This is a genomic window from Bradyrhizobium sp. CCBAU 11361 (assembly GCF_028128935.1).
Classification (GTDB): domain Bacteria; phylum Pseudomonadota; class Alphaproteobacteria; order Rhizobiales; family Xanthobacteraceae; genus Bradyrhizobium; species Bradyrhizobium niftali.
In genome coordinates this window covers 11,034-37,568 of sequence record NZ_LBJZ01000197.1, presented here as the reverse complement: position 1 = coordinate 37,568, position 26,535 = coordinate 11,034, and the positions used below count along the sequence as shown (strand labels likewise).

The window sequence follows — 26,535 nt, the reverse complement described above, 5'->3', positions numbered from 1 at the left end:
GGAGGACGACATGCAAGACTTTACCCGCCGGGCTCTGCTTCAAGGCGGAACGGCTCTGGCTGCCACCGGCGCACTGACCGGGCCGGCACTGTTCGACTTCGCAAGGGCTTGGGCGGCGGACGCGCCGTGGAAGGCGGAGTCCGGCGCCAAGCTGACGGTGATGCGCTGGAAGCGCTTCGTGCCGCAGGAAGACGAAGCATTCAACGCCATGGTCGCGGCGTTCAAGACCGCGACCGGCACCGAGATGAACGTGTTCAGCGAGTCTTTCGAGGACGTGCAGCCGAAGGCCTCCGTTGCGGCCAATACCGGCTCCGGGCTCGATCTCGCCTGGGGCTTGCACACGCTGCCGCAGCTCTTCCCCACCAAAGTGCTCAAGATGAACGACGTCGCCGACTATCTCGGCAAGAAGTATGGCGGCTGGACTGATGCGGCCGCCAAGACCTGCAAGCTCGGCGACGACTGGCTCGGCATCCCCGTGGCGACCAACGGCGGTTACATGACCTACCGCAAGTCGGCACTCGACAAGGCGGGCTTCAAGGAATTCCCGAAGGATTTCCCCGGCTTCCTCGAGATGTGCAAGGCCCTCAAGGCAAACAACACCCCGGCCGGCTTCGCTCTCGGTCACGCGTCGGGCGACGGCAATTCGTGGCTGCACTGGGTGCTGTGGGGGCACGGCGCCTACACGGTCGACCAGAACGACAAGGTCATCATCAATTCGCCGGAGACGGCGAAGGCGCTGGAATATTGCAAGGCGCTTTACGAGACCTTCATCCCGGGCACGCCGTCATGGAACGATTCCTCCAACAACAAGGCGTACCTGGCTGGCGAACTCTATTGTACGGCCAACGGCATCTCGATCTACGTGGGGGCCAAGACCGATCCGAGCAAGAAGGAGCTGACCGAGGACACCTATCACGCCCTGTGGCCGGTGGGTCCGATCGGCAAGCCGACCGAATTGCAGCTTGCGCTGCCCATCCTCGCATTCAACTTCACCAAATATCCGAACGCAGCGAAGGCCTTCATCGCCTTCATGCTGGAAAAGGAGAACTACGAGAAGTGGTTGAGCGGTGCGCAGGGCTATCTGACGCAGACCTTGAACGCCTATGAGACGGCGCCGGTCTGGACTGCGGATCCCAAGAACGCCGTGTTCGCGCAGGCGTCCAAGCGTACGTTGCCGGCCTCGGGCATCGGCACCGTGGGCGAGAAGGCGGCAACCGCAATCGCCGACTTCATCGTCGTCGACATGTTCGCCAACTATTGCACCGGCACCAAGGATGTGAAGGGCTCAATGGCGGAAGCCGAGCGCCAGTTGAAGCGCATCTATCGTTAGCCGTCGCGGAGTGGGTGGTCTCGCCGGCCACCCACTCATCAACACTCCGATCAGGGATCCGAGCATGGCCGATATCGCAGTTGCTCCCCGCGCCAAGCCGCAGATTCAAGGCGCCTGGGACCAGCTCAAACACAACCGCAACTGGCTCGGCTTCTGGTTCATGGTGCCGGCCATGGCATTCCTGATCTTCTTCCTGGCCTATCCGCTCGGGCTCGGTATCTGGCTGTCCTTCACCGATACCCGCATCGGCCGCGTCGGGCACTTCATCGGCACCGAGAACTACGAATGGCTCTGGGACGATTCCATCTTCTGGCTGTCGGTGTTCAACACGCTGCTCTACACCTTCGTCGCCAGCGCCGTTAAATTCGCGGTCGGGCTCTATCTCGCGCTGCTGCTGAACGAGCACATGCCGTTCAAGGCGCTGCTGCGCGCAGCCGTACTGATCCCCTTCATCGTGCCCACGGTGCTCTCCGCACTGGCGTTCTGGTGGATATTCGACTCTCAGTTTTCCATCATCTCATGGTCGTTGCGGCATCTCGGGTTGATCAGCCAGAACATCAATTTCCTCGGGGATACCACCTGGGCAAGGATCTGCGTTATCTTCGCCAATATCTGGCGCGGAGTGCCGTTCGTGGCGATCACGCTGCTCGCCGGCCTGCAGACGGTATCGCCCTCGCTCTATGAAGCCGCGACTCTGGACGGCGCCACGCGCTGGCAGAATTTCCGCTTCATTACCTATCCGCTGCTGACGCCGATCATTGCAGTGGTGATGACGTTCTCGGTGCTGTTCACCTTCACCGACTTCCAGCTGATCTGGGCGATGACGCGCGGCGGCCCGGTCAATGCGACCCACCTGATGGCGACGCTGTCCTATCAGCGTGCGATCATCGCGGGACAGCTCGGCGAGGGCGCCGCGATCTCGAGCGCCATGATTCCGTTCCTGCTCGCCGCGATCATGGTCTCCTGGTTCGGACTGCAGCGTCGCAAGTGGCAACAGGGAGAAAGCAATGACTGATCTTCCTGCCTCGAAAGTCGATCTCAAGTCCGTGCTATCGGCGCCGACGCGCGCCGATCACAGCGAGGGCATGAGCTATCTCCAGTCCGTGCCGCGACGCATGGTGACGCTCTATCTGCCGCTCACGATCATCGTCGTGGTCCTGCTGTTCCCGTTCTACTGGATGGCGCTGACCTCGGTGAAGCCGGACGAGCAGCTGCTCGATCTCGACAGGTTCAATCCGTTCTGGACCTGGAATCCGACCTTCAAGCACTTCTACAAGCTGCTGTTCGAGAGCTACTATCCGCATTGGCTCTGGAACACGATGTACGTGGCGATCTGCGCCACGGTGCTCTCGATCATCGCATCGGTGTTTGCGGCCTACGCCATCGTGCGGTTGCGTTACAAGGGCGCCAATCTCGTCGGGGGGCTGATCTTCCTTGCCTATCTCGTGCCGCCTTCGATCCTGTTCATTCCGCTCGCCACCGTCGTGTATCAGTACGGCCTTTTCGACTCGCCGCTGGCGCTGATCTTGACCTATCCGACGATCCTGATCCCGTTCTCGACCTGGCTGCTGATGGGCTATTTCAAGACCATCCCGTTCGAGCTAGAGGAATGCGCGCTGATCGACGGAGCGAGCCGCTGGCAGATCCTGATCAAGATCGTCGTGCCGCTCGCAATCCCGGGCCTGATCTCGGCCTTCATCTTCTGCTTCACGCTGTGCTGGAACGAGTTCATCTACGCGCTGACCTTCCTGCAGTCGACCAGCAACAAGACCGTGCCGGTCGCGATCGTCAACGAGTTCGTGGACGGTGACATCTACCGCTGGGGTTCGCTGATGGCGGGGGCCCTGGCCGGCTCGCTGCCGCTCGTCATCCTTTACGCCTTCTTCGTGGAGCATTATGTGTCGGCGATGACCGGCGCCGTGAAGGAATGATCGCGGGGCTTGCCGAGGGCGCGTCAGGAGCGGCGCGTTCCGGCCAATAAGAAGGAGTTAAGCTCTTGCACATTCTGGTTCTGGGCGCCGCCGGCATGGTCGGCCGCAAATTCTGTGAACGGCTGTTGCGCGACGGCCGGCTCGGCAAGAGCGAGATCACGAAGCTGACCATGCACGACGTGGTCGAGCCCAAGAAGCCGGAGAAGGCCGGTTTTCCGGTCGAGACGGTGTCGGGCGATTTCGCCGTGCCGGGCGCGGCCGAAAAGCTGATCGCCGGACGCCCGGACGCGATCTTCCATCTCGCCGCGATCGTCTCGGGCGAGGCCGAACTCGATTTCGACAAGGGCTACCGCATCAATCTCGACGGCACGCGAATGCTGCTCGACGCGATTCGCCTCGTCGGCGGCGGCTACAAGCCGCGCGTGGTGTTCACCTCCTCGATCGCGGTGTTCGGCGCGCCGTTCCCGGACGCCATCGGCGACGAGTTCTTCCACACCCCGCTGCTCAGCTACGGCACCCAGAAGGCGATCGGCGAATTGCTGCTGGCCGACTATTCCCGCCGCGGCTTCCTTGACGGCATCGGCATCCGCCTGCCGACCATCTGCATCCGGCCCGGCCTGCCCAACAAGGCGGCATCGGGCTTCTTCTCCAACATCCTGCGTGAGCCGCTGGCCGGCAAGGAAGCGATCCTTCCGGTGTCCGAGGACGTCCGCCACTGGCACGCCACGCCGCGTTCGGCCGTCGGCTTCCTGCTGCATGCCGGCACCATGGACCTCGCCGCCGTCGGCCCGCGCCGTAACCTGACCATGCCGGGCCTGTCGGCAACCGTCGGCGAGCAGATTGCCGCCTTGAAGCGCGTTGCCGGCGAAAAGGTCGCCGCCCGCATCAAGCGGGAGCCCGATCCCTTCATCGTCGGCATCGTCGGCGGCTGGCCGCGCAACTTCAACGCAAAGCGGTCGCTCGAGCTCGGCTTCACCACCGCCGAGAAGAATTTCGACGATATCATCCGCATTCACATCGAAGACGAGCTCGGCGGCAATTTCGTCGCCTGACGCAATCGATGAACAGCGTGGATCTGGTGATGGCGAGCGTTGCTTGCATCGGCGAATGCATGGTCGAGCTCCGGCAGGCCCAAGGAGGACATTCCGCGGGACCATCTGCCGGACAGTCCGCCGGGCAGGGCGGCGGTCTCTATTCGCGCGGCTTCGGCGGTGACACCCTCAACACCGCGGTCTATCTGGCGCGGCTCGAGGTCAAGGTCGACTATCTCACCGCGCTCGGCGACGATGCCTTGAGCGACGAGATGATCGCGGCCTGGACCGCGGAGGGCGTCGGCACGAGGCGCGTCGTGCGGTTGCCGGGCAAGCTGCCCGGCCTCTACATGATCCAGACGGACGCGAAGGGCGAGCGCCAGTTCTTCCACTGGCGCGACAGTGCGGCCGCGCGCCAGCTGATGAGGCTGCCGGAGACGGACGAGCTGCTCAACTCGCTGATGAGCTACGACATCGTCTATCTCTCCGCGATCACGCTCTCGATCTACGACGCTCCCGGCCGCGAGCGCCTGTTCGCGGCGATCAAGCGCGCCCGCCTGCTCGGCACCCGCTTCGTGTTCGACACCAATTTTCGCGCGCGGGGATGGCCTGATCGCGATGTCGCCCGCGAGGCCTTTGCCACGGCGTTCGCGACCGCCGACATCGTGCTGACCTCGACCGAGGATCTGCTCGCGCTCTATCCCGGCGAGAGCCACGACCAGCTGATGGCGCGCATTCCTTCCCCCGAGCTGGTGTTCCGGCTCGCCGAGCCCGTCAGCCTGCTGCGTTTCCCCGGCGGGACGCGCGAGGTCCGTGCCGAACCAATGACCAAGCCCGTCGTTGACACCACGGCGGCCGGCGACAGTTTTGCCGCGGCCTATATCGCGGCCCGGCTCGCCGGTTCCGAGCCGGTCGAGGCGGCCCAGGCCGGCCATCGCCTCGCCAGCCTCGTGATCTGCTATCCTGGCGCCATCATTCCGGGCTATGCCATGCCGCCGAAGAAGCGGCACCGGCCGGCGACCACGCGTCAAGCGACCAAGTGAAAAGATCCAAGAGATGACCACGACTGCCCAACAGAACCACCTCGTCGCGCTGTTCAAGGCCGCGACCGTTATTCCCGTCCTCACCATCGAGCGGATCCAGGATGCTGTGCCGCTGGCGCAAGCGCTGGTCGCCGGCGGCATCCGCACTTTGGAGGTGACCCTGCGCACCTCCGTTGCGATCGAAGCAGCGAGGGCGATCATGGCCGAGGTGCCCGAGGCGGTCGTCGCCATCGGCACGATTCTCAATCCGGCGGACTTCACCCGTGTCGAGAAGCTCGGCGTCGCGTTCGGGATCAGCCCGGGCCTGACCCCGGACCTGTTGAAGGCCGCCACCGACAGCTCGTTGCCGTTCGCGCCGGGCATTGCCACGGCGTCCGAGCTGATGCTGGCGCTGTCCTACGGCTTCGACGTCGCAAAATTCTTCCCGGCCGAGCAGGCCGGCGGCATCAAGGGCCTGCGCGCGCTCGGCGGCCCGTTCCCGAACGTGCGGTTCTGCCCGACCGGCGGGGTCGGCGAGGCCAATGCGGCGACCTGGCTGGCCGAGCCCAATGTGGTCGCGGTCGGCGGCTCCTGGCTGTGCCCGACGGCGGAGATCAGGGCGGGGAACTGGGCCGGCATAACTGCCATCTGCCAGCGCACCCTCAAGGCCCTGAAAGGCGCGTGAAGTCTTGCCATCCCTGCGCTAAGACTTAGCTCAGGAAGAGACGCTAGGGAGAAAAGACCATGACCGCCAGCATCGTCGGATGGGCGCACACGCCGTTCGGCAAGTTCGACACCGAAACCGTCGAAAGCCTCGTCACCCGCGTGGCCAATGAGGCTCTGGCGGATGCCGGCATTTCGGCCTCCGACGTCGACGAGATCGTGCTCGGCCATTTCAACGCCGGCTTCTCGCCCCAGGATTTCACCGCCTCGCTGGTGCTCCAGGCCGACCCGAAGCTGCGGTTCAAGCCGGCCACCCGCGTCGAGAACGCCTGCGCCACGGGCTCTGCCGCCGTGCACCAGGGCCTGCGCGCGATTGCCGCAGGCGCCGCCAAGATCGTGCTGGTCGTCGGCGTCGAGCAGATGACGCGCACGCCGGGGCCGGAGATCGGCAAGAACCTGCTCAAGGCCTCCTATCTGCCCGAGGACGGCGACACCGTCGGCGGCTTTGCCGGCGTGTTCGGCAAGATCGCCAGCTCCTATTTCCAGAAATACGGCGACCAGTCCGATGCGCTGGCGCTGATCGCGGCCAAGAACCACAAGAACGGCGTCGCCAATCCCTTCGCCCAGATGCGCAAGGATTTTGGCTTCGAGTTCTGCCGCGCCGAGAGCGAGAAGAACCCTTACGTCGCCGGCCCCCTGAAGCGCACCGACTGCTCGCTGGTCTCCGACGGTGCCGCGGCGCTGGTGCTGGCCGACGCCGAGACCGCCAAGACCATGAGCAAGTCGATCGGCTTCCGCGCCACCGCGCATGCCCAGGACTTCCTGCCGATGTCCAAGCGCGACATCCTCCAGTTCGAAGGCTGCACGGTCGCTTGGCAGCGGGCGCTGGAGCAGGCGGGCGTTGCGCTCACCGATCTCTCCTTCGTCGAGACCCATGACTGCTTCACCGTCGCCGAGCTGATCGAATACGAAGCGATGGGCCTGACGCCGAAGGGGCAGGGCGCCCGCGCCATCAAGGAAGGCTGGACCCTCAAGGACGGCAAGCTGCCGGTCAATCCGTCCGGCGGGTTGAAGGCCAAGGGCCATCCGATCGGCGCCACCGGCGTCTCCATGCACGTGATGACCGCGATGCAGCTCGCAGGGCAAGCGCCCGAGGGCATGCAGCTCAAAAATGCAAAACTCGGCGGCATCTTCAACATGGGCGGCGCCGCGGTCGCCAACTACGTCTCCGTGCTGGAGCCACTGAAGTAAGGCTGTAGGGTGGGCAAAGGCGCGACGCGCCGTGCCCACCTTCGTTGTTGCGCTAGATCATGGTGGGCTGATCTGGTCTCCTTAAAGCTCTTGATTGATTTGCAGGGAATATATCATGAGCAATGGTTACGAAGACTCGCTGTCGATGGACGCACTCAACGATCGCATCGCGATCCTCGAGGACAATATCCGGCAGCTCATCGAGCAGGCCGCGGCCGCATCCGGCGAGCAGAACGAGTCGCGCATCGCCGACCGGATCAGCCAGCAGAACGAAGAACTCGACCGGCTCCTGAAGATCCGGGAATCCCGCGAGAAGAAATAGCGGCCGATATTGCCGTGCGGAGCATGCGGCCATACGCCGGCCGCCCTTGCGCGCGCGACAGCGCTGCCGTTAGCTGGACCGAAATCGCGGGCCGCGCTTTGCGCCCGCGCAATCGGGAGCGAACCAATGGGGCCACTGAAGGGCATCAAGGTCGTCGACATGACCACCGTGCTGATGGGGCCCTACGCGACCCAGATGCTCGGCGACTACGGTGCCGACGTGATCAAGGTGGAGTCGCTGGACGGCGACGTCACCCGCCTGATCGGCCCGATGCGCCACGCCGGCATGGGCCCGGTGTTTCTCAACACCAACCGCAGCAAGCGTTCGATCTGCCTCGATCTGAAGAAGCCTTCGGGGCGCGATGCCGTGCTGCGGCTGCTGAGGGATGCCGACGTTCTCGTCTACAACGTTCGCCCGCAGGCGATGGCGCGGCTTCAGCTCGGCTATGACGTCGTCTCCGCGATCAACCCGCGCCTCGTCTATGCCGGTGTGTTCGGCTTCGGCCAGGACGGGCCCTATGCCACCAAGCCCGCTTATGACGATCTGATCCAGGGCGCCACCGCGCTCCCCGCCTTGATGGCGCAGGCCGGTGACGGCACCCCGCGCTATGTACCGAACGCGCTTGTCGACCGCATCGTCGGCCTCACCGCCGTCGGCGCGATCTGCGCCAGCCTCGTGCATCGCGACCGCACCGGACGCGGCCAGCGCGTCGACATTCCGATGTTCGAGACCATGGCCGGTTTCGTCATGGGCGACCACATGGGCGGGCTCACCTTTGAGCCGCCGCTCGACAAGGGCGGCTATGCCCGCCACCTCTCGCGCGACCGCAGGCCCTACAAGACCTCGGACGGCTATCTCAGCGTCATCGTCTACAACGACAAGCAGTGGGAAAACTTCTTCAAGGCCACGGGCCGCGACGATCTGCGCGCCGACCCCAAATTCGCGACCTTCGCCGGCCGCGCCGGCAATATCGACGTCGTTTATGCCGAGCTCGCCCGCATCTTCGAGACGCGCACGACAGCCGAATGGATCGACCTGCTGACCAAGGCCGACGTGCCGGTCATGCCGATGCACGACCTCGCGTCGATGCTGCACGACGAGCATCTGGAGGCGACCAATTTCTTCCCGGTCGTGAACCATCCGACCGAAGGGCCGATCCGCAGCATGAAGGTGACGGCGAACTGGTCGGAGACCGAGGCCGAGCCTAACAGGCTCGCGCCGCGTCTCAACGAGCACGGCGCGGAGATATTGAAGGAGATCGGCTATTCCGCGGACGAGATCGCCGCCTTGGTGCGCGATGGCGTGACGCAATCCGCGCCGGAATAGGGGTAGCGATGACTCTCTCATCCGTCATTCCGGGGCGGTCCGCAGGACCGAACCCGGAATCTCGAGATTCCGGGTTCGATGCTTCGCATCGCCCCGGAATGACAGTGGAGGCGTGACAGCATGAGCTTCATCACCGGCGTCGGCCTCACGCCGTTCGGCAAGCACGAGGGCTCATCTTCGCTCGACCTGATGAGCAGGGCCGCGCAAGCCGCGCTGGACGATGCCGGGCTCGAGCGCTCGGACATCGACGGCGTCCTCTGCGGCTACTCCACCGTGTCGCCGCACATCATGCTGGCGACCGTCTTCGCCGAGCATTTCGGCATCCGCCCGAGCTACGCCCATGCCGTGCAGGTCGGCGGCGCAACCGGGCTGGCGATGACGATGCTCGCCCATCATCTCGTCGAAGCAGGCGTCGCGTGCAACGTGCTCGTCGTCGCCGGCGAGAACCGCCTCACCGGACAGAGCCGCGATGCCTCGATCCAGGCGCTGGCGCAGGTCGGCCATCCCGACTACGAGGTGCCGCTGGGCCCGACCATTCCCGCCTATTACGGCCTCGTTGCCAACAGGTACATGCACGACTATGGCGTGACCGAAGAGGACCTTGCCGAATTCGCGGTGCTGATGCGCGCCCGCGCCTGCACCCATCCCGGCGCGCAATTCCGCGATCCCATCACGGTTGCCGACGTCATGGCCTCGAAGCCGGTCGCGATGCCGTTGAAGCTGCTCGATTGCTGCCCGGTGTCGGACGGCGGCGCGGCCTTCGTCATCAGCCGCGAGCGGACGGGCGAGGCCGGTGTGCGCATCCGCGGCTGCGCCCAGGCCCATACCCATCAGCATGTCACGGCCGCGCCCGGCTTAAGCGAGCTCGGCGCCGAGATCTCGATCGCGCGCGCCAGGGAGGCCACCGGCCTTGCGATCTCCGACGTGCGCTACGCGGCGATCTACGACAGTTTTACCATTACCCTCGCGATGCTGCTGGAAGACCTCGGCCTCGCCGGCCGCGGTGAGGCGGCTGCCCGCGTGCGATCAGGCCATTTCGGCCGCGACGGCGCGATGCCGCTCAACACCCATGGCGGTCTGCTCAGCTACGGCCATTGCGGCGTCGGCGGCGCGATGGCGCATCTGGTCGAGGCGCATTTGCAGATGACGGGGCGGGCGGCGAACCGCCAGGTGCGCGATGCCTCGATCGCACTCTTGCACGGCGACGGCGGCGTGCTGTCGTCCCATGTCAGCATGTTCCTGGAGCGGGTGCGATGAGTGAGCGTCTAGCCGACTGGACCAAGGGCGAAGAGGCCATCACCTACCAGACCTGCAGATCATGCGGTCATGCGCAATATTTCCACCGCGCCTTCTGCGCGGCCTGCGGAGCATCCGACCCGCGCGAGCAGCGCGCCAGCGGCAAGGGCCGGGTCTATGCGACCTCGCTGGTCTGCCGCGCCGCGACGCCCGAGACGCGCGCGCACGTGCCCTACAACATCCTGCTGGTCGATTGCGCCGAGGGTTTTCGCATGATGGCCCATGGCGAGAACGACCTCGCCATCGGCGACGAGGTCGATGCGGGCTTCAAGCCGTTCGCCGGAAAGCTCGTGCCGTTCTTCACCAGGAGCAAGTAGCGCGGGATTTCGTCATTCGGGGGCGGTCCGAAAGACCGAGCCTGGAACGGGTATTCTGAGCCTGGCCTGTGCGAGGGCCACCCCGGAACGACGAAAACTCTTACAACGCTTACAACTCTTACTAGCGCCCGTAGAACAAGATGCTGGCGATGACGAGCATCGCCGTCACCGCCAGCATATGCGCGAGCGCTCCCGAGGCCGCCCCCTTGGTGGCTTCCTTCATGCCTTTTCTCCCTAGACTTGGGCGTGACTCATCGTTGCGCGGCTAGCGCACCCGACGGCCAATCGTTTTTTACTCGGAACACCCCTTGCGAGTATCCACCGCGATTTGTCCCCACGCGGCGAATATCGACTGTGCCAAGGTCGATCAGCAATGCGGCGGGATTTTGACTCGATAATGTTGCTCTTGCGGTCGCGCAGCACAGGGTTTGCGGAAACTTTATTCAACCGCGAAAAGTTTCACCGGACCTTCTTGGGAGCATTCGCGGGAGATTTGGTCGTGGCCATCGATCTGGCGTTCGAAGACTCCATCAGCGCATCCCTGATGTTGTTGAGGTGACGCGTCATGGCGAGGCTCGCCTTACGCGGGTTCCTCGCTTGAACGGCTTCGAAGATGGCCTCGTGATCCCTGCGCCACATCGGGCGGTAATCCTCCATGCGCATATGGTTGTGAATCTCCTGCCAGATGCCGGACTCGGTTTGCGCGCGCCACAAGGAGTCGCTGATCGACACCAGCGCACCGTTCCCCGTCGCTTCGGCCAGCACCATGTGGAAGCGGTGGTCCGACGTGTCGGCCTCGCGTTCCTGCGCATGTTCCCAGCGCATCATGGCGAGAGCTTCGGCGAGCTGCGCGAAGGTGGCTTCGGTGCCGCGCTGCGCCGCGATCGCCGCGATCTGCGGCTCGATGAGCTGGCGCGCTTCCAGATTCTCGAACGGCCCGAAACCTTCGAGCGCATGCACGTCAGGCGCTTCCTGACGACTGATCACATAGACGCCGCTGTTGCTGCGCACCTTCAGCATGCCGGCCATCGCCAGCGACAGGATGGCCTCGCGCACCGTCGGCCGCGACACGTCAAAGGTCTTCGCGAGATCGCGCTCTGCCGGCAGGCGCTGGCCGATCCGGTAATTCGCCTGGATCATCGCAGCAATGCGCCGGGCGACGATCTCGAAGCTGCGTTCAGGCTTGGACGGGGGATCGTGCAACATCTTCGTGCTCATCAGCTCTTTCTTTGAGTTTGACAAGCTGCCGCACGAAAGCCAAGCTGGTCAGACCAATTTGGACTGACCAGTTTCGCGCGACCGGGGTTGGGAATGCTCCGTCGGTGGGACGATGGAGGCTGCGCGCGTGTTCGACAGCAAGCCCAATTCAGCCGAGGCGCGCGACATCGCGTTCCATCTGCACTCGCAGACCAACCCACAGCGCCACGCAGAAATCGGACCGCTGATCATGACGCGCGGCGAGGGCGTCCATGTCTATGACGCGAGCGGCAAGCGTTATCTGGAAGCGATGGCCGGGCTCTGGTGCACCTCGCTCGGCTTTTCCGAGACGCGGCTCAAATCGGCAGCAGCGGCGGCCTACGACAAGTTTGGTTTCTATCACAGTTTCAATCACAAGACGCCTGACAACACGATCGAGCTCGCCGAGAAGCTGGTCGAAATCTCGCCGATCCCGGATGCGCAGGCTTATTTCGCCACCTCAGGCTCGGAAGCCACCGAGACGATGGTGAAGCTTGCCTGGGTGTATCACGCGGTTCATGGCAAGCCCGGGAAGCGGAAGATCATCGCCCGCGACCGCGGTTTTCACGGCTCGACGATCGTTGCGGCTTCGATGTGCGGCCTGCCGCGGATGCACCGTGAATTCGGCCTCCCGCTCGACGGTTTCCTGCACACGCATTGCCCGGATGCTTATCGCGGCACCAGGCCGGGCGAGAGCGAGGCGGCATTCGTCGATCGCCTCGCCGCCGATCTCGAAGCGCTGATCATGGCCGAGGGGCCTGATACGATCGCCGCCTTCATCGCCGAGCCGATCAACGCCGGCGGAGGCATCGTCGTGCCGCCGAAGGGATACTTCGCTGCGATCGAGACGGTGCTGCGCCGTCACGACATCCTGGTGCTTGGCGACGAGGTGGTCTGCGGCTTCGGTCGCACCGGCAACTGGTTCGGCTGCGAGACGGTCGGCATGAAGCCGGACATGGTGGCGCTGGCCAAGGGCATCACCTCGTCCTACTTCCCGATGTCCGCCGTGTTGCTGGGACGTCCGATCCGGGATGCACTTAGCGAGATGAACAAGGGCGGCGAGCTGTTCGGCCACGGTTTCACCAATTCCGGGCACCCGGTCGGCGCGGCCATCGCGCTCGAGACATTGAAGATCTATCACGAGATGGATGTGGTTCCGCATGTCCGCCGCATGGGCGGCCGGCTCCGCGCCGGGCTGGAGCAGATCGCGCGGGATTCGCGCATCGTCGGCCAGGTGCGGGGCGAGGGTTTGATGATCGGGGTCGAACTGGTCGCCGACCCCGCGACACGGCAGGCCTTCGATCCCGCGCTGAAGGTCGGCGCGATGTTCGACGCCCTCGCGATCGAGAATGGCCTGATCATCCGCGCGATGGGCGACACGATCGGGTTCTGTCCGCCGCTGATCATCGACGAAGCCGGGGTTGACGAGGCGCTCGACCTTTTCGGGCGGACCTTGTTCAGCGCCGAAGCGAAGCTTGCCGAGAAACGTCCATCTGCGTAACCCGTTGAGGAGACCATAGCATGCGCCGTCGAGACCTGCTCCGATCCACACTGGGCGCCGGTCTCGGCGTCGCCTTGGGCTCGACTTTGCCGATGCCGCGGCTGGCCCGCGCGCAAGCCTCGCGCGTGCTGCGCTTCGTGCCGCAGGCCGATGCCGCAATTCTCGATCCGATGATCACCACCGGACTGGTCAACCGGAACCACGGCTTCCTGATCTGGGACACCCTCTACGGCGTCGATGAAAAATTCGAGGTTCAGCCGCAGATGGTCGCCGGCCATACCGTCGAGAACGACGGCAAGCTCTGGACGATGACGTTGCGGGACGGCTTGAAATTCCATGACGGTGAGCCCGTGCGCGGACGCGACGTGGTGGCGAGCCTGAAACGCTGGGCCTCGCGCGATGCTTTCGGCAATTCACTCTTCAACCTGGTCGACGAAGTCTCGGCACCTGATGACAAGACCGTGCGATGGCGTCTCAAGTCGCCGTTTCCGCTGCTGCCGTTAGCGCTCGGCAAAGTGGGCGCCATCGTCGCCTTCATTATGCCGGAACGTCTTGCACAGACGGACAGCGTCACGCCGGTCAAGGAGCTGATCGGCTCGGGTCCGTTCAAGTTCCAGGCCGATCAGCACGTGCCCGGCGCGCGTCTGGTCTACACGCGTTTCGACGGCTACGTGCCGCGCCCCGAGGGGACGCCGAGCCTGCTCGCCGGTCCGAAGATCGCGCATTTCGACCGGGTCGAGTGGCAGGTCATCCCGGACCCCGCGACGGCGGCGGCCGCGCTTCAGCAGGGCGAGATCGATTGGTGGGATCAGCCCATCGTCGACTTGTTGCCGAAGCTGAAGGGCAACAAGGCGCTGAATGTCGAGCTGCTCGACCCGATCGGCAATGTCGGCGTGCTGCGCTTCAACCACACGCAGCCGCCCTTCGACAACCCGGCCATCCGCCGCGCGGTGCTCTCCGCCATCAGCCAGAAGGAATTCATGTCCGCGGTCGCGGGAGAGGACAGCAGTCTCTGGCGGGACAAAATCGGCTTCTTCGCGCCCGGCGGCAACATGGCGAACGATGCCGGCATGGAAGCGCTGACCGGCCCCCGGGATATCGCAGCCGCGGCCAAGGCGATCAAGGACGCCGGCTACAAGGGTGAGAAAGTGCTGCTGATGGCGCCGGGCGATTTCCCTGTCATCGGGCAGATGAGCGAAGTCGCGGCCGATCTGTTCCGCAAGCTCGGTTTTAATCTCGACTACGCGGCGATGGACTGGGGCTCGATGCTGCGGCGCATGGGCAACCGCGAGACGCCGGACAAGGGCGGATACAGCGCCTTCTGCACCTATTCCGCGGGTGTCACGCAGCTGAATCCTTCGGCGCATAACTTCATCCGCGGCAGTGGTGACAAGGCGACGTTCGGCTGGGCGAAGAGCGAGAAGCTGGAACAGCTGCGGGATGCCTGGTTCGCCGCTCCTGATGCCGCCGCGCAGGCCAGGATTGGCGTCGAAATGCAGAAGCAGTGCTTTATCGATGTTCCCTACGTTCCGCTTGGTGTCTTCTATCAGCCGACCGCCTACAAGAAGAGCCTGACGGGCATGCTCAAGGGCCTGCCGTTGTTCTGGAACGTGCGCGGCGCCTGAAGAAGGATTTTCGATGCTTCCGATCACCGGCTATGCGGACCGCTGGAGCGTGCGCTCCGGCGACGACATCAACTTCATGATCGCGGTCAAGGGCGGCGGCCGCTATTCGGCGCGGATCGCCCGCGTCATCTGTGGTGACCCGAACCCGAAGGGACCCGGTTATCGCGAGATTGCGGTCAAGTGGGACCTCGAAGGCCAGCACGATGGGATCGAGCAGACCATCGCAAAGGGCTCATGGGTCGATGTATCGGCACTGGCGCTGCCGGCAGGTCCGATCGCCTTTGCCGCGACCGTCTGGCCGACCCTGCTCGCCGCGGGCAAGCGGGCCGTGCTGAACTGGGCAGGCGCCGGCGGCTCGCTGACGCTCGGCGTCGGCGAAAGCGGCGCTTTCGCCCGGCTTGTCACCGGGCAGGACACCGTCGAGGTCGAGACCGGCGTCGCGCTCACCGAGCGGGCGTGGCACGATATCGCGTGTCTGTTCGACCCGGTGACCGGATCGCTGGCGATCGCACAGGCCCCCCGCAAGATCAGGCTCGACCGCGACGAGCGCGCGACGAAAATGCTGAGCGCGCCAAAGGCTGCGTTGGCCGGCATGGGGGCGGCGGCGATCGCGGCGGAGCGCGGAAGCCGGGGCGCAGTCCACCATTTCAACGGCAAGATCGAACGGCCGCGCATCACCGATGGCGGTGCGGGCCTTGACGGCGTCATCGCCGCGCAAGGCTCCGGAGCTGCGGCCCCGGCGATCGCCGAATGGAATTTTTCCATCGGCATTCCGACCGACATTGCGACCGATATCGGTCCTTCCAACGCGCACGGCGTTTGCATCAACCTGCCGACGCGCGCGATGACGGGATCGCGCTGGACAGGCGGCGTGACGCATCGCTGGACGGAGGAGCCGAAGCTCTGGGGCGCGATCCATTTCCACGACGACGATATCGGTGATTCCGGCTGGCAGCCGTCGCTGAGCTTCACCGTGCCGGAAGACTGGAAGAGCGGCGTCTATGCGCTGCACCTGGAAAAGGACGGAGCACGCGACAACATCGTCTTCTATGTCCGCGCCAGGATACCGGGATCGCAGGCCAAGGTGGCGTTCCTCGCCCCGACCTTCAGTTACACGGTCTATAGCCAGTTTCGGAAGAAGGGCAGGCAGGCCCTGATCACGGAACGGTCGCTGGCCTGGGGCGCGCTGGCGCAGGCGCCGGACGGCCATCCCGAATACGGCGTCTCGCCCTACAATTTCCATTCGGACGGCAGCGGCGTGGTGATGTCGACCATGCGCCGGCCGCTGATCGACAAGCGCGTGAACCAGATCCATCTGGTCGATCCCAGCGATGACGGGTCCGGCCTGTACTGGATCTCCGCCGACAGCGCCATCACCGACCTTCTGACCCGCAAGGGCATCGACTTCGAAGTCATCACCGATCACGACGTTCATGCCGAAGGCGTCGGGCTGCTGTCGCAATACAGCGTCGTTCTCACCGGCCAGCATCCGGAATACCACACGCACGAGACGCTCGACGCGCTCAGTGCCTATCTCGGCAATGGCGGCCGCTTCATGTATCTCGGCGGCAACGGCTTCTACTGGAAAGTCGTGCCGCACGCGACGGGCCCCTGGGCTTTCGAATTGCGACGCGCCGAGGGCGGCATCCGTCTCTGGGAAACGCTGCCCGGCGAGAGCTATCATGCTTTCGACGGCTCCTATGGCGGCCTCTGGCGACGGCTCGGTCGCCCGCCGCAGGCGCTGGTCGGCGTCGGCTTCAGTACGCAAGGGGAGTACATGGGTTTCCCCTACACCTTCCTCGACGGCATTCTCGATCCCCGCGTCGCATTCATGCGCGAGGGTATCGAGGATCTGGCAAGGCCGGGCGCCAAGCTGGGCGAGCGCGGCTTCATGGGCGGTGGCGCCGCAGGCCACGAGCTCGACCGCGCCGACACGCGCCTCGGTACGCCGCATCATGCGCTCATCATCGGCCGGGCCGTGCTTACCGATCCGACCTATCAGCCGGTCAACGAGGAGCGCTACGACCACACCTGGCCGGCGTCGCGCGAGGAGATCATCCGTTCCGACCTGACCTTTTTCGAGACGCCGAATGGCGGCGCGGTCTTTTCCGTCGGCTCGATGAATTTCATCGGTGCGTTGCCGGTTGACGGCTACAACAACGTGGCGGCCTTGTTGGTGACCAATATCGTCCGCCGCTTCGCTGATTCCACGCCGTTTCAGGCGCCGAAAGCGTCGACTGCGTAGCGATGACGCGATGCGCGATGATGTTGCGCTTGCGTCAGCGCAAGATTAGTCTTGGGAATTCCTAAAAACGACAACAAGACCAAGACCCAAGGTGACTGATGGCCCGTATCAACTACAGCGACCCGTCCAAGGCGTCCGACCGCACCCGCGAAATCCTCGACAAGAACCGCCACGCCAACATCTTCCGGATGATGTCGCATTCGCCGAGCTATTTTGAGCAGTACTGCCGGCTCGGCGGGGCCATCCGCCACAAGGGCGAGCTCGATCCGGTCGTGCGCGAGCTCGCGATCACCCGCACCGGCATCTTGTGCGAGGCGCCCTACGAGATCGTTGCCCACAAGCGCATCGGCAAGAATGTCGGCGTCACCGACGAGCAGAACGAGGCGCTGGAGAACTGGCAAGGCGCGAGCTGCTTCAATGAGGTGCAACGCGCCGCGCTCGCCTTCACCGACGAGATCGTGAAATTGAACAAGCCGACGGACGCGACCTTCAAGGCGATCGCATCGAGGCTGACGCCGGCCGCGCTGGTCGAACTCCAGCTCTCGGTCGGCTTCTACATCATGACGTCGAAATTCCTGGAGACGTTCGAGATCGATCTTCAGCCGGTCACGGAAGTGGTGGGCTGATCCAAAGCCGCGGCGAGGGATGCCGATGACGATCGATGAATATGCGGCCTGGGCCGCAAGCGTTGCGAAAGTCGACGAGCATCCGTCGAACGAGCGGCTGTCCTATCTCGGGCTTGGCCTCGCCGGTGAATCGGGCGAGGTCGCCGATCACATCAAGAAGCTGCTGCGCGATGACTGGCTCGACAAGGCGGGTCTCGTCGAAGAGCTCGGCGATGTCATCTACTACTGGGCCTGCCTGTGCGCCGCGACCGGCCAGCAGCCATCCGAATTGCTCAAGGCCAGCGCCGCCAAGATCAGGCGGCGGATCAGCGAGGCGGCAAGCCGATAAGCCATACCGGCGTCGCTCAAGTCGACGTCAGGATGTCCACCTTGGCATTGGCGACGATCAGGCGGTCGGCGAGCAGCTGCGCGAGGTTGCGCATGATGCGCTCGGAGGCCCGCGGATGCTGTTCGCGGAAGCGCTCGAAATCCTTCAGCGGGGCTTCGAAGGCCGTCGCCGCCATGTCCGCGAACACGTCGGCGGAACGGGTCTGCTCCAGCAGGGCCATCTCGCCGAACGCCATGCCGGCGGTCAGCGTCGCCAGCCGCACGCCGTCGGGCAGCGTGACATGCACCGCGCCGCTGCGCAGGAAGAACAGGGCGTCGGCAGGATCGCCTGTCGTGAGGATCTTTGCGCCGGACTGATAGGTCCTGATCGTGCAGATCGCGCCAAGCTCCTTTAGCTCGTCTGCGCTCAGTCCGTCGAGCAGCGGCTGCTCGGCAAGCTCGGTGGTCTCGTGGAAATCGATCGAGCCGCCATGGCGGTAGACGATCTGGTCCTCCGCCCATTCGATCGCGGTGTCGAGCAGGTAGAAGTCGCGGACGTTCTTCAGCTCCGCGGTCCACTCCCGCAAGCTGTTCCACTCCTTGGAGGCACGCCTGACGCCTGATAGCACCACCGTGACGTTCAGCGCGGCCAGCTCCTCGAAAGCCTCGGCCACGAGCCGCGCGCCGGCGCGCGTGGTGGAGGTGACGCGGTGGAGGTCGAAGATCACGAATTGCGGCCGTGGCCGCCCCGCGAGCCGCCGCGACACGTAGTCGACCGCTGACAGCGACAGCGTGCCGACCAGCTCGATGATCCGCACCTCCTGCTCATGCGCCGCCAGAATCTCGCGCTCCTGCAGACGCCGGACGCGGCGGGATGGGCTCTTGCCGATGTCGTAGTCGGCGATGACGGCGTTGCGCGCGTCGTCGCTGCGGTTGAGCATGTGCAGGTCGTAATGCGAGGACAGCGCCTCGCAGACCTTGATGCCGCGCACGCTGTTGCCGTGCTTGTCGAGCTTCGGCGAATAGCTGCCGAGCCCGAGACGGGCGGGCAGGGCCGCCAGAATGCCGCCGCCGACGCCGCTCTTGGCGGGGATGCCGATGCGGTAGATCCATTCGCCGGCATAGTCGTACATGCCCGAGGACGTCATCACCGACAGCGTGCGCGAGATCGCGTAAGCGCTCATCACCTGCTCGCCGGTCACCGGATTGATGCCGCGATTGGCGAGCGTTGCCGCCATCACCGCGATGTCGCGCGCCGTGACCAGCACCGCGCATTGTCGGAAATAGACGTCCAGCACGGCGGCGACATTGTCCGAGATCACCGCATTGGTCTTCAGGAGATAGCCGATGGCGCGGTTGCGGTCGCCGGTCTGGCTTTCGGAGGTGTAGACGGCCTCGTCCACGGCGAGATCACGTCCCGCAAAACTGCTGAGCGCAAGGCGGATCTGCTCGAAAGCCTCCGTGCCCTTGCTGTCGTAGATCAGTCCGGTGCAGGCGATCGCGCCGGCATTGACCATCGGGTTGAACGGGTGATTGTCGGAATTGAGCCGGATCGAGTTGAAGGGATCGCCCGACGGCTCGACGCCGATCGCGCTCTCGACACGGCCGGCGCCCAGAAGATCCAGCGCCAGCGCGAACACGAACGGCTTCGACATCGACTGGATGGTGAAGGGCACCCGGCTGTCGCCAACCTCATAGACATGGCCATCGAGCGTGGCGAGGCTGATGCCAAAATAGGCAGGGTCGGCCTTGCTCAGCTCGGGAATGTAGTCGGCAACGGCGCCGGACGTTTCGGCGGAGAATTCGTTGAGGCATGTGTCGAGAAACCGCAGTAAGGGCGGCTTCGAGCGAGTCCAGGCGGAGGCGGGCGGCGGTGTCATCGCCCCCTTGTGCAACGCAATCAGGGCACGCGCAACCCGTCCGGTATCGGCCCCTGCCGTCGGATCAACAGAAGCGCGATCAAGGTCGTTGGCGCGAGGATCGCAAGGCCCAGCATGGTGACCTGCATCTGCGACAGCGGCATGATCCCGCCGCCGGGGGTCGCCACCACGAAGCCGCCGATCACCAGCAGCACGCGGATCGGCCATTCCAGCGCGCCGGCGCCGCGGAGGTCCCCGACGAAGGCCTGGTAGCCCTGGATGCCGCCGCAGATGAAGATGATGCCGAAGCAGGCAAGTCCGGTCAGCCCGAATGCCTCCAGATAGGGGTTGCTGCCCTGAAGCAGCAGCGCCGGATTGAGCACGAAGAAGAACGGGATGAAATAGATGATGCTGCCGACCCACATGCTCTCCCAGCCCGTCTTCATCGCGGGCGCGCCTGCAATGCCGGCCGCCGCGAAGGAGGCGATCGCCACCGGCGGCGTGATCGAAGACAGCATGCCCCAGTAGAAGATGAACATGTGCACGGCCATCTTGTTCAGTCCGAGCTTCTCCAGCGCCGGTGCCACCAGAATGGCCAGGAAGATGTAGCAGGAGGTCGTGGTCAGCCCCAGCCCGAGGATCAGGCTGGTGATCGCGCACATGATCAGCAGCAAGAACGCATCGCCCCCGGCGATGCTGAGGAGGTCGTTGGCGAGGCTCGAGATCACGCCGGTGAGCGAGAAGGCGCCGATCAGCAGGCCGCAGCCGGCGATGATGGCGATCAGCTCGACGAACGTCTTGCCGTTGAGTTCTAGGAAATGCAGCCAGCGCGCGCCGCCCCAGTTCTTGCCGGGAAAGAATTCATTCAGCGCGGCCAGGAGGCACATGCCCCACAGCGCGGCGTTGAGCACGCCAAACCAGAACATGGCGGCCGTTGCCGCGATCGAACCGGCGAGCACCAGCGTGTTGCCGAGCTTCCAGCGCGCCGGCCCCGACCATTGATGCAGGATCACCAGCAGCACGGAGGCATAGAACGGCGCGTGGCTCTCGCGCTTGAAGTAGAGCAGCATCACCACGAGCACGACGATCACGAACAGATAGTACCAGCCGTCCTTGAAGGCATTCCAGAACCGCGGCAGCTCGGCTCGCGGCAGGCCTTTCAGCTTGTGGCGGGCGGCATAGGCGTCGACCTGGGCGAACAGGCCGACATAATAGAGGATCGAGGGGATGGTCGCGGCGAGCGCGACGTCGGCATAGCCGGTGTTCATGAACTGCGCCATGACGAAGGCGGTGGCGCCCAGCACCGGTGGCGCCAGCACCGCGCCGGTCGAGGCGCAGGCCTCGATCGCACCGGAATAGGACGGCGTGAAGCCGGTCTTCTTCATCGCGGGGATCGTCATAGTGCCGGCGGTCAGCACGTTGGAGACGATGCTGCCGCCGACGGTGCCGAGCAGGCCGGAGGCGAACACGCAGACCTTTGCCGCGCCGCCGCGGAACGTTCCGCACATCGCAAACGCGATGTTGATGAAGAATTTGCCCGCGCCCGTCATCATCAGCGCGGTGCCGAACACGAGGAAGCCGATCACGGTGTCGGCAAACGCCTGGATGGGAATGCCGAGCAGGCTCTCGCCGGAGAGCATGTGATAGGACGTGGTCTGTTGCAGCGTCGATTGCGTGCCGCGGAACGGCCCGAGCCAGGAGGAGTCCGCAAACAGCGGATAGAGGGTGAAGGGCAGCACGCTGAGCAGCAGGCTCCAGCCGCCGGTGCGGCGCAGCGCCTCCATCAGCACGAACCACATCACGAGCCCGGCGGCGATGACGTTGCTCGGCGCGCCGTCAAACTCCCAGCCGAATTGCGCGGCTTTGCGGATGTTGAGCATCAGCCAGATCGCCGAGCCGAAGGTCGCCGCGAACAGCAGGAGGTCGTACCAGGGGATGCGGTCGAGCGGTGCCTTCTCCGATCCCGGAAAGATCAGGAAGGTGAACGGCAGCATCAGGGCGATCAGCAGATAAAAATATTCGGTGTTGAGCTGTGTGTAGTCGACAAAGAAGCGCAGCGAGAATTGCTGGTTGACGCAGAGAAGAATGGTGGCCGCCGTGGCTGCCATCAGCACCCAGCGCCACGTGCCCTTCAAGGTGCGGACGCGCGTGACCTCGGCTTCCTGCAGATCAGCGGCGGCGCCAAGATGCGGATCCTCGAATTCAACCTTCTTCGCCGGCGCTGCCGCAGTCTCTGACATCGGCGCTCTCCCTCAACGTATCTGCGGCAGGCTGGTTTGGCGATCAGTCAAACCCGTTCGGCATGTCGGCTTTGGCCAGCGCCGTGGCGCGGGCCTTCATCCAGCCGTCGAGGAAAGCTTTTTCGTCCGACGGTGGATTGGATTTGCCGTAATCCGTCCAGGCGGTCGCGAGCACCTCCTGCCGCTTGATCAGCTTGTTGTTGTGCGCGTCCTGCGCGTCGCTCCATTGCCCGGCTTCCTTCAGCGCCTTGACCGCGCCGGGATGCACCGGCACCACCCAGTTCTTGGTCTGCCGGTCGGCGGCAAGACCGCCCGCGCCGGGCGCGGAGTCCTTGTAGGCGTCGTAATTCCCGACCATCGCCTTGGTGATGGCGTAGACCTGGTCGGCCGGTTGCGCGGCGTAGGTCACGAAGATCGGGTAGGGGTAATTGCCGAGCTCGATCGGCTTGTCCGGCGAGATGCCGGCGCCGCAGGTCGCAAGTTGCGGGAAGAAGAACGAGCCGACCTTCTGCATCCGCGCCCAGCCCTCCTTGTCCTTGGCCGGCAGCGGCGGCCAGATCAGGCCGCGCGGCGACGTCTCGGCCTCCTTGGCGGGGCCGGTGATGGTGGTGCCGAAGGCGGCGTCGGTGTCGTTGTTGATCAGGCCCTTCCACATCGCGCCGTAGCTGGCGAACTCGACCACCTTGACGTCCTTCTGCGTCAGCCCGGCGAAGGCAAGCACCGCGAGCGAGTTCTGGTTGAGCGCCGGCGAGCCCACGACGAAACCGACGCGCTTGCCTTTCAGGTCTTTCAGATCTTTCACACCGGTATCGGCGGCGACGCCAAGCGAACCGCAATTGCAATCGACGCTCGAGAGCAGGATCTGGAGCGGCTGCGGGCCCCATTCTTTCGAGCCGAACTCGAACACGCCTTCCTGCGCGAAATAGGTCCCCGATCCCATCGCCGCCGACACGGCACGCTTGGCGCGCAATGGCGCAAGCCGTGCGACGTCGTTGCCTGCGGGCAGCACGCGCACGTCGGTGCCGTATTTGTCCTTCATCATCTTGCCGACGCCGACGGCGATGTTGAAGCCGGCGGTGCCGGTGTCATAGGCGGTAAACGTCAAGGTCGCCGGCAGCTTGACGTCTTCGGCGAACGAATAGCGTGTAGACGCAAAAGAAATGCCCGCAACCAAGGCAGGCGCGAGCACGAGCAGCCCACGAAGCATGTTTCTCTCCAATGATCATCGCGTTTGCCGCGAAGATTTTCTTACTTTGTTTGAAACAGATTTTGTTTGAAACAGATCATGTCACCGCGATCAAGCGATGGCAACGCCGTCCCGTGAATGCGCGATCTCGGTTGTGGTGCGACTGATCGCATCAAGAGCACTTGATCCGCGTTGCGGGGCGCCCTCTGACACATTGTCGCGGCTGCGAGCGCACCGCATCCGCGCTCAACTCGCGACGATCGCGATCGCCTGTCCCTCGGCGACGATGTCGTCGAGCTTCACCAGAAGCGATGTGATCGTGCCGCTCGCGGGCGAAGGCACAGGTATCTCCATCTTCATCGCCTCGACCACCACAACGTCGTCGCCATCCGCGACGGTTCCTCCAACTTGCACGGGAGTTGCGCAGACGCGTCCCGCGACTTCAGTGACGATCTTAATTTCTGGCATGCCATCGCCTTTTTGTTGTGGTCGCAAAATGCCTGAGGTAGCTTGTTCTGCAAGCGGAATTTAATTCCGCAGAGCGGAACAACTGGTAGGGATCATGGGACGACGTTCGGAGCGGTTGAGTAGACAAGGTGCGCTCGCTGGCGAAGCCGGTGAGGGTGATGTCATCCAGGTGGTGTCGCGCGCGTTCGACGTGTTGCGATGCTTCGAGGGCCACGATAGCAGGCTCGGTAATCTCGAGATTTCAAATCGCTGCGGCCTGCCGCGCTCGACCGTGTCGCGGCTCACGCACACGCTGACGCGCATGGGCCAGCTCGTCTATCTGCCGCGCGATCAGAAATATCGCATCGGTCCGAGCGCGGTGGCGATGAGCGCCTCGATGATGAAGGGCGCGCAGCTGCGCAGCATGATCCGCCAGCGGCTCCAGGAAGTTGCCGAGCAATTGCCTGGTACGGTCGGCTTCGTCGTCCCCGATCGCTTCCATCTCGTCTATCTCCAGTTCGCGCGCTCGGCGACAGCGCTTGGCCTGCATGAAGGCACCGGCAGCCGCATCTCGATGGCCTCGACCGCGGCAGGCGCGGCCTACACCGCGGCGCTGGCGCCCGAGGTCGGCGATGCCTTCATTGCGGACATGGAGCGCGAAGCGCCCGAGGCGGCCAAGATCCTGAAGCCCCGCATCGAAGCCAACCGGCAATCGCTGCGCGAGCGCGGCTATGTCGTGGCCTGCGGTCTGTGGAGCCCGCACATCAATGGTCTCGCGGTGCCGATCTGGTCGCCGCAGTACCAGACCTTCGTCGTCATCACGATCGGCCTTCTGTCCGCGATGTATGACGAGCAACGGCTGCATGCCGAAGTCGCGCCGCTGATGCTCGTGCTCGGCCGTTCGCTCGGCAGCTTGCTGGAGGGCGCGGAAGGCGATGTCTTCAACAACCGTATCCCGCGTAAACCGGTCGCAATGGCCGTGCACAACAATAACAAGCCGATCAATTCGGAGGGAGTGAATGAACTGGAAGCCGGAACTCGACGAGCTCGCCCGGCGCGAAGCCTTCGCGCGGGAGATGGGCGGCGTTGACAAGGTCAAGCGACAGCATGACCAGGGCCGGCTGACTGTTCGGGAGCGCATCGACAAGCTGATCGACAAAGGCAGCTTTCACGAGATCGGTGCCGTCTCCGGCATCGGTGAGTACGATTCCGGCGGCGAGTTGCAGAAATTGACGCCGGCGAACTGCGTGTTCGGCCGCGCGCGCGTCGACGGCCGCACCGTGGTCGTCGTCGGCGACGATTTCACCGTGCGCGGCGGCTCGGCGGATGCCTCGATCTCGGCCAAGCCCTTGATGGCGGAGGAGATGGCGCACGACTTCCGTCTGCCCATCGTCCGCATCATCGAAGGCTCCGGCGGCGGCGGCTCGGTCAAGACCATCGAGACCAAGGGCGCGGCGAACCTGCCGGGCGGCATCGGCGGCACGCGCTGGTATCGCTTCACGACCGAAAACCTGTCGCGCGTACCGGTGGTCGCGCTCGGCCTCGGCTCGGTCGCAGGGCTCGGTGCCGCGCGCCTCGCCGCCAGCCACTATTCCATCATGACCCGGAAGTCGGCGATGTTCGTCGCGGGGCCGCCGGTGGTGAAGGCGCTGGGGCAGGACCTCTCGAAGGAGGAGCTCGGCGGCGCCGACATCCAGACCCGCGCCGGTGCGGTCGATCATGCCGTCGACACGGAGGAAGAGGCGTTCGCCTGCGCGCGGCGCTTCCTGTCCTATCTGCCGTCGTCGGTCTACGAGCTGCCGCCGACCTTGGCCTGCACCGACAATCCGGAGCGCACCGAAGAAGCGCTGATGAACGCGGTGCCGCGCAACCGCAAGCAGGTCTACAAGATGCGGCCGATCATCGAGTCCGTCGTCGACAAGGGCTCGTTCTTCGAGGTCGCCGCCAATTTCGGCAAGCCGATCATCGTTGGCCTCGCCCGGCTCGAGGGCAGGGCAGTGATGCTGCTTGCCAGCGACAGTTTTCACTATGGCGGCTCATGGACGGCGGATGCCTGCCAGAAGGTGGTGCGCTGGGTCGATTTCGCGGAAACCTTCCATCTGCCCGTCGTCTATCTCATGGACTGCCCCGGCTTCATGATCGGCCTCGATGCCGAGAAGGCGGCGACCATCCGCCACGGCGTCCGCGCCATGGCCGCGGTCAACCAGACCACCGTGCCCTGGTGCACGGTGATCCTGCGCAACGCGTTCGGCGTCGCCGGCGTGGTGCATCAGCCGGCCGACCGCTTCTCGATCCGCTATGCCTGGCCGTCGGCCTATTGGGGCTCGCTCCCGCTCGAAGGCGGCATCGAAGCGGCCTACCGCGCCGACATCGATGCGGCCGAGGACAAGGCGGCGAAGCTGAGGGAGATCGAGGAGCGGCTGAACAAGCTGCGCTCGCCGTTCCGCTCGGCCGAGAAGTTCTGGGTCGAGGAGATCATCGATCCCCGGAAGACGAGATCGTTGCTCTGCGAGTTCGCAAGGCTGGCCGAGCGGCTCCGCAAGGCCGGACCTCCCGGAAACATGACGATCAGGCCGTAACGGCAACCGTCATTGCGAGCCGACGGTGTCCGCGCGGGGCGCGGCTCGGCTCCGCGAGGCAGCCCAAAATCCGCGGACGGTCCGGACGAGATCCGGGCCCCCCGTCGCGAGCGTTTGCGTTCCACGCCCGTCCGGGACGGGCTCCACGAGGGTTCGGGGCTACCGGTTCGCCCCGAATTCGTGACCCGACCGGGCT

General features: G+C 64.6%; 23 protein-coding genes. 18 read left to right on the top strand and 5 right to left on the bottom strand.

Features of this window, described 5'->3' with window-relative positions:
- Positions 1 to 10 precede the first annotated feature (10 nt).
- The 11 genes from XI08_RS38285 to XI08_RS38235 all read left to right on the top strand — a co-directional run bounded on the left by XI08_RS38285 (position 11) and on the right by XI08_RS38235 (position 10,489).
- Entirely contained in the window at positions 11 to 1,330 is a 1,320-nt protein-coding gene (locus tag XI08_RS38285; protein ID WP_271578388.1) for an ABC transporter substrate-binding protein, read from the top strand.
- Positions 1,331 to 1,394: 64 nt separating this feature from the next.
- Entirely contained in the window at positions 1,395 to 2,345 is a 951-nt protein-coding gene (locus tag XI08_RS38280) for a carbohydrate ABC transporter permease (protein ID WP_027543148.1), read from the top strand.
- Entirely contained in the window at positions 2,338 to 3,261 is a 924-nt protein-coding gene (locus tag XI08_RS38275) for a carbohydrate ABC transporter permease (RefSeq protein ID WP_027543147.1), read from the top strand. Before XI08_RS38280 ends, XI08_RS38275 begins: the two co-directional genes overlap by 8 nt.
- A gap of 65 nt (positions 3,262 to 3,326) precedes the next feature.
- Positions 3,327 to 4,313, top strand: coding sequence for a D-erythronate dehydrogenase (gene denD / locus XI08_RS38270; protein ID WP_271578387.1), 987 nt, complete (start codon positions 3,327 to 3,329; stop codon positions 4,311 to 4,313).
- Between the two features lie 29 nt (positions 4,314 to 4,342).
- Complete coding sequence (locus XI08_RS38265; RefSeq protein ID WP_271578612.1) at positions 4,343 to 5,335, top strand: sugar kinase; 993 nt, start codon at positions 4,343 to 4,345, stop codon at positions 5,333 to 5,335.
- 13 nt (positions 5,336 to 5,348) lie between these two features.
- Positions 5,349 to 5,999: a bifunctional 4-hydroxy-2-oxoglutarate aldolase/2-dehydro-3-deoxy-phosphogluconate aldolase gene (gene eda, locus XI08_RS38260; protein WP_271578386.1), complete on the top strand. Its 651-nt coding sequence runs from the start codon at positions 5,349 to 5,351 to the stop codon at positions 5,997 to 5,999.
- A gap of 59 nt (positions 6,000 to 6,058) precedes the next feature.
- Positions 6,059 to 7,228: an acetyl-CoA acetyltransferase gene (locus tag XI08_RS38255; protein ID WP_135173833.1), complete on the top strand. Its 1,170-nt coding sequence runs from the start codon at positions 6,059 to 6,061 to the stop codon at positions 7,226 to 7,228.
- A 115-nt stretch (positions 7,229 to 7,343) separates the two neighbouring features.
- Positions 7,344 to 7,550: a hypothetical protein gene (locus XI08_RS38250; RefSeq protein WP_027543142.1), complete on the top strand. Its 207-nt coding sequence runs from the start codon at positions 7,344 to 7,346 to the stop codon at positions 7,548 to 7,550.
- A 126-nt stretch (positions 7,551 to 7,676) separates the two neighbouring features.
- Positions 7,677 to 8,876 carry a CaiB/BaiF CoA transferase family protein gene (locus XI08_RS38245; RefSeq protein ID WP_271578385.1) on the top strand — a complete coding sequence of 400 codons (1,200 nt, stop codon included), beginning with the start codon at positions 7,677 to 7,679 and terminating at the stop codon, positions 8,874 to 8,876.
- 120 nt (positions 8,877 to 8,996) lie between these two features.
- The gene (locus XI08_RS38240; protein WP_271578384.1) at positions 8,997 to 10,133 is read left to right on the top strand and encodes a thiolase family protein; all 1,137 of its coding nucleotides are present in this window, start codon (positions 8,997 to 8,999) and stop codon (positions 10,131 to 10,133) included.
- Complete coding sequence (locus XI08_RS38235; RefSeq protein WP_271578383.1) at positions 10,130 to 10,489, top strand: Zn-ribbon domain-containing OB-fold protein; 360 nt, start codon at positions 10,130 to 10,132, stop codon at positions 10,487 to 10,489. The genes XI08_RS38240 and XI08_RS38235 overlap by 4 nt, the downstream gene beginning before the upstream one ends.
- Positions 10,490 to 10,948: 459 nt before the next feature.
- On the opposite strand, the gene XI08_RS38230 is transcribed toward XI08_RS38235, so the two are convergent.
- Positions 10,949 to 11,707, bottom strand: coding sequence for a FadR/GntR family transcriptional regulator (locus XI08_RS38230; protein ID WP_271578382.1), 759 nt, complete (start codon positions 11,705 to 11,707; stop codon positions 10,949 to 10,951).
- Positions 11,708 to 11,819: 112 nt separating this feature from the next.
- Here XI08_RS38230 and XI08_RS38225 point away from each other — a divergent pair, with 112 nt between their 5' ends.
- From XI08_RS38225 to XI08_RS38205, 5 genes are all read left to right on the top strand, one after another.
- Positions 11,820 to 13,226 carry an aspartate aminotransferase family protein gene (locus XI08_RS38225; protein ID WP_271578381.1) on the top strand — a complete coding sequence of 469 codons (1,407 nt, stop codon included), beginning with the start codon at positions 11,820 to 11,822 and terminating at the stop codon, positions 13,224 to 13,226.
- Positions 13,227 to 13,246: 20 nt separating this feature from the next.
- Positions 13,247 to 14,851: an ABC transporter substrate-binding protein gene (locus XI08_RS38220; protein ID WP_271578380.1), complete on the top strand. Its 1,605-nt coding sequence runs from the start codon at positions 13,247 to 13,249 to the stop codon at positions 14,849 to 14,851.
- Positions 14,852 to 14,864: 13 nt separating this feature from the next.
- Positions 14,865 to 17,096, top strand: a complete 2,232-nt coding sequence (locus XI08_RS38215; protein ID WP_271578379.1) for a N,N-dimethylformamidase beta subunit family domain-containing protein — start codon at positions 14,865 to 14,867, stop codon at positions 17,094 to 17,096.
- A gap of 98 nt (positions 17,097 to 17,194) precedes the next feature.
- Positions 17,195 to 17,722 (top strand): carboxymuconolactone decarboxylase family protein, encoded by a 528-nt coding sequence (locus XI08_RS38210; protein ID WP_271578378.1) that lies wholly within the window; start codon positions 17,195 to 17,197, stop codon positions 17,720 to 17,722.
- A gap of 25 nt (positions 17,723 to 17,747) precedes the next feature.
- Positions 17,748 to 18,050, top strand: coding sequence for a nucleoside triphosphate pyrophosphohydrolase family protein (locus XI08_RS38205; RefSeq protein ID WP_027543134.1), 303 nt, complete (start codon positions 17,748 to 17,750; stop codon positions 18,048 to 18,050).
- Positions 18,051 to 18,066: 16 nt separating this feature from the next.
- On the opposite strand, the gene glsA is transcribed toward XI08_RS38205, so the two are convergent.
- The 4 genes from glsA to XI08_RS38185 all read right to left on the bottom strand — a co-directional run bounded on the left by glsA (position 18,067) and on the right by XI08_RS38185 (position 23,781).
- Positions 18,067 to 19,908, bottom strand: coding sequence for a glutaminase A (gene glsA, locus XI08_RS38200; protein ID WP_271578377.1), 1,842 nt, complete (start codon positions 19,906 to 19,908; stop codon positions 18,067 to 18,069).
- 20 nt (positions 19,909 to 19,928) lie between these two features.
- The gene (locus tag XI08_RS38195) at positions 19,929 to 22,127 is read right to left on the bottom strand and encodes a TRAP transporter permease (RefSeq protein ID WP_271578376.1); all 2,199 of its coding nucleotides are present in this window, start codon (positions 22,125 to 22,127) and stop codon (positions 19,929 to 19,931) included.
- A 43-nt stretch (positions 22,128 to 22,170) separates the two neighbouring features.
- Positions 22,171 to 23,334, bottom strand: coding sequence for a TAXI family TRAP transporter solute-binding subunit (locus tag XI08_RS38190; RefSeq protein WP_271578375.1), 1,164 nt, complete (start codon positions 23,332 to 23,334; stop codon positions 22,171 to 22,173).
- Positions 23,335 to 23,559: 225 nt separating this feature from the next.
- Positions 23,560 to 23,781 (bottom strand): acetyl-CoA carboxylase biotin carboxyl carrier protein subunit, encoded by a 222-nt coding sequence (locus XI08_RS38185; RefSeq protein WP_027543130.1) that lies wholly within the window; start codon positions 23,779 to 23,781, stop codon positions 23,560 to 23,562.
- A 94-nt stretch (positions 23,782 to 23,875) separates the two neighbouring features.
- Between XI08_RS38185 and XI08_RS38180 the strand changes: the two genes are divergently transcribed.
- Positions 23,876 to 24,850 (top strand): IclR family transcriptional regulator, encoded by a 975-nt coding sequence (locus XI08_RS38180; protein WP_271578374.1) that lies wholly within the window; start codon positions 23,876 to 23,878, stop codon positions 24,848 to 24,850.
- Positions 24,780 to 26,339, top strand: a complete 1,560-nt coding sequence (locus XI08_RS38175; RefSeq protein ID WP_271578373.1) for an acyl-CoA carboxylase subunit beta — start codon at positions 24,780 to 24,782, stop codon at positions 26,337 to 26,339. The genes XI08_RS38180 and XI08_RS38175 overlap by 71 nt, the downstream gene beginning before the upstream one ends.
- Positions 26,340 to 26,535: the final 196 nt, after the last annotated feature.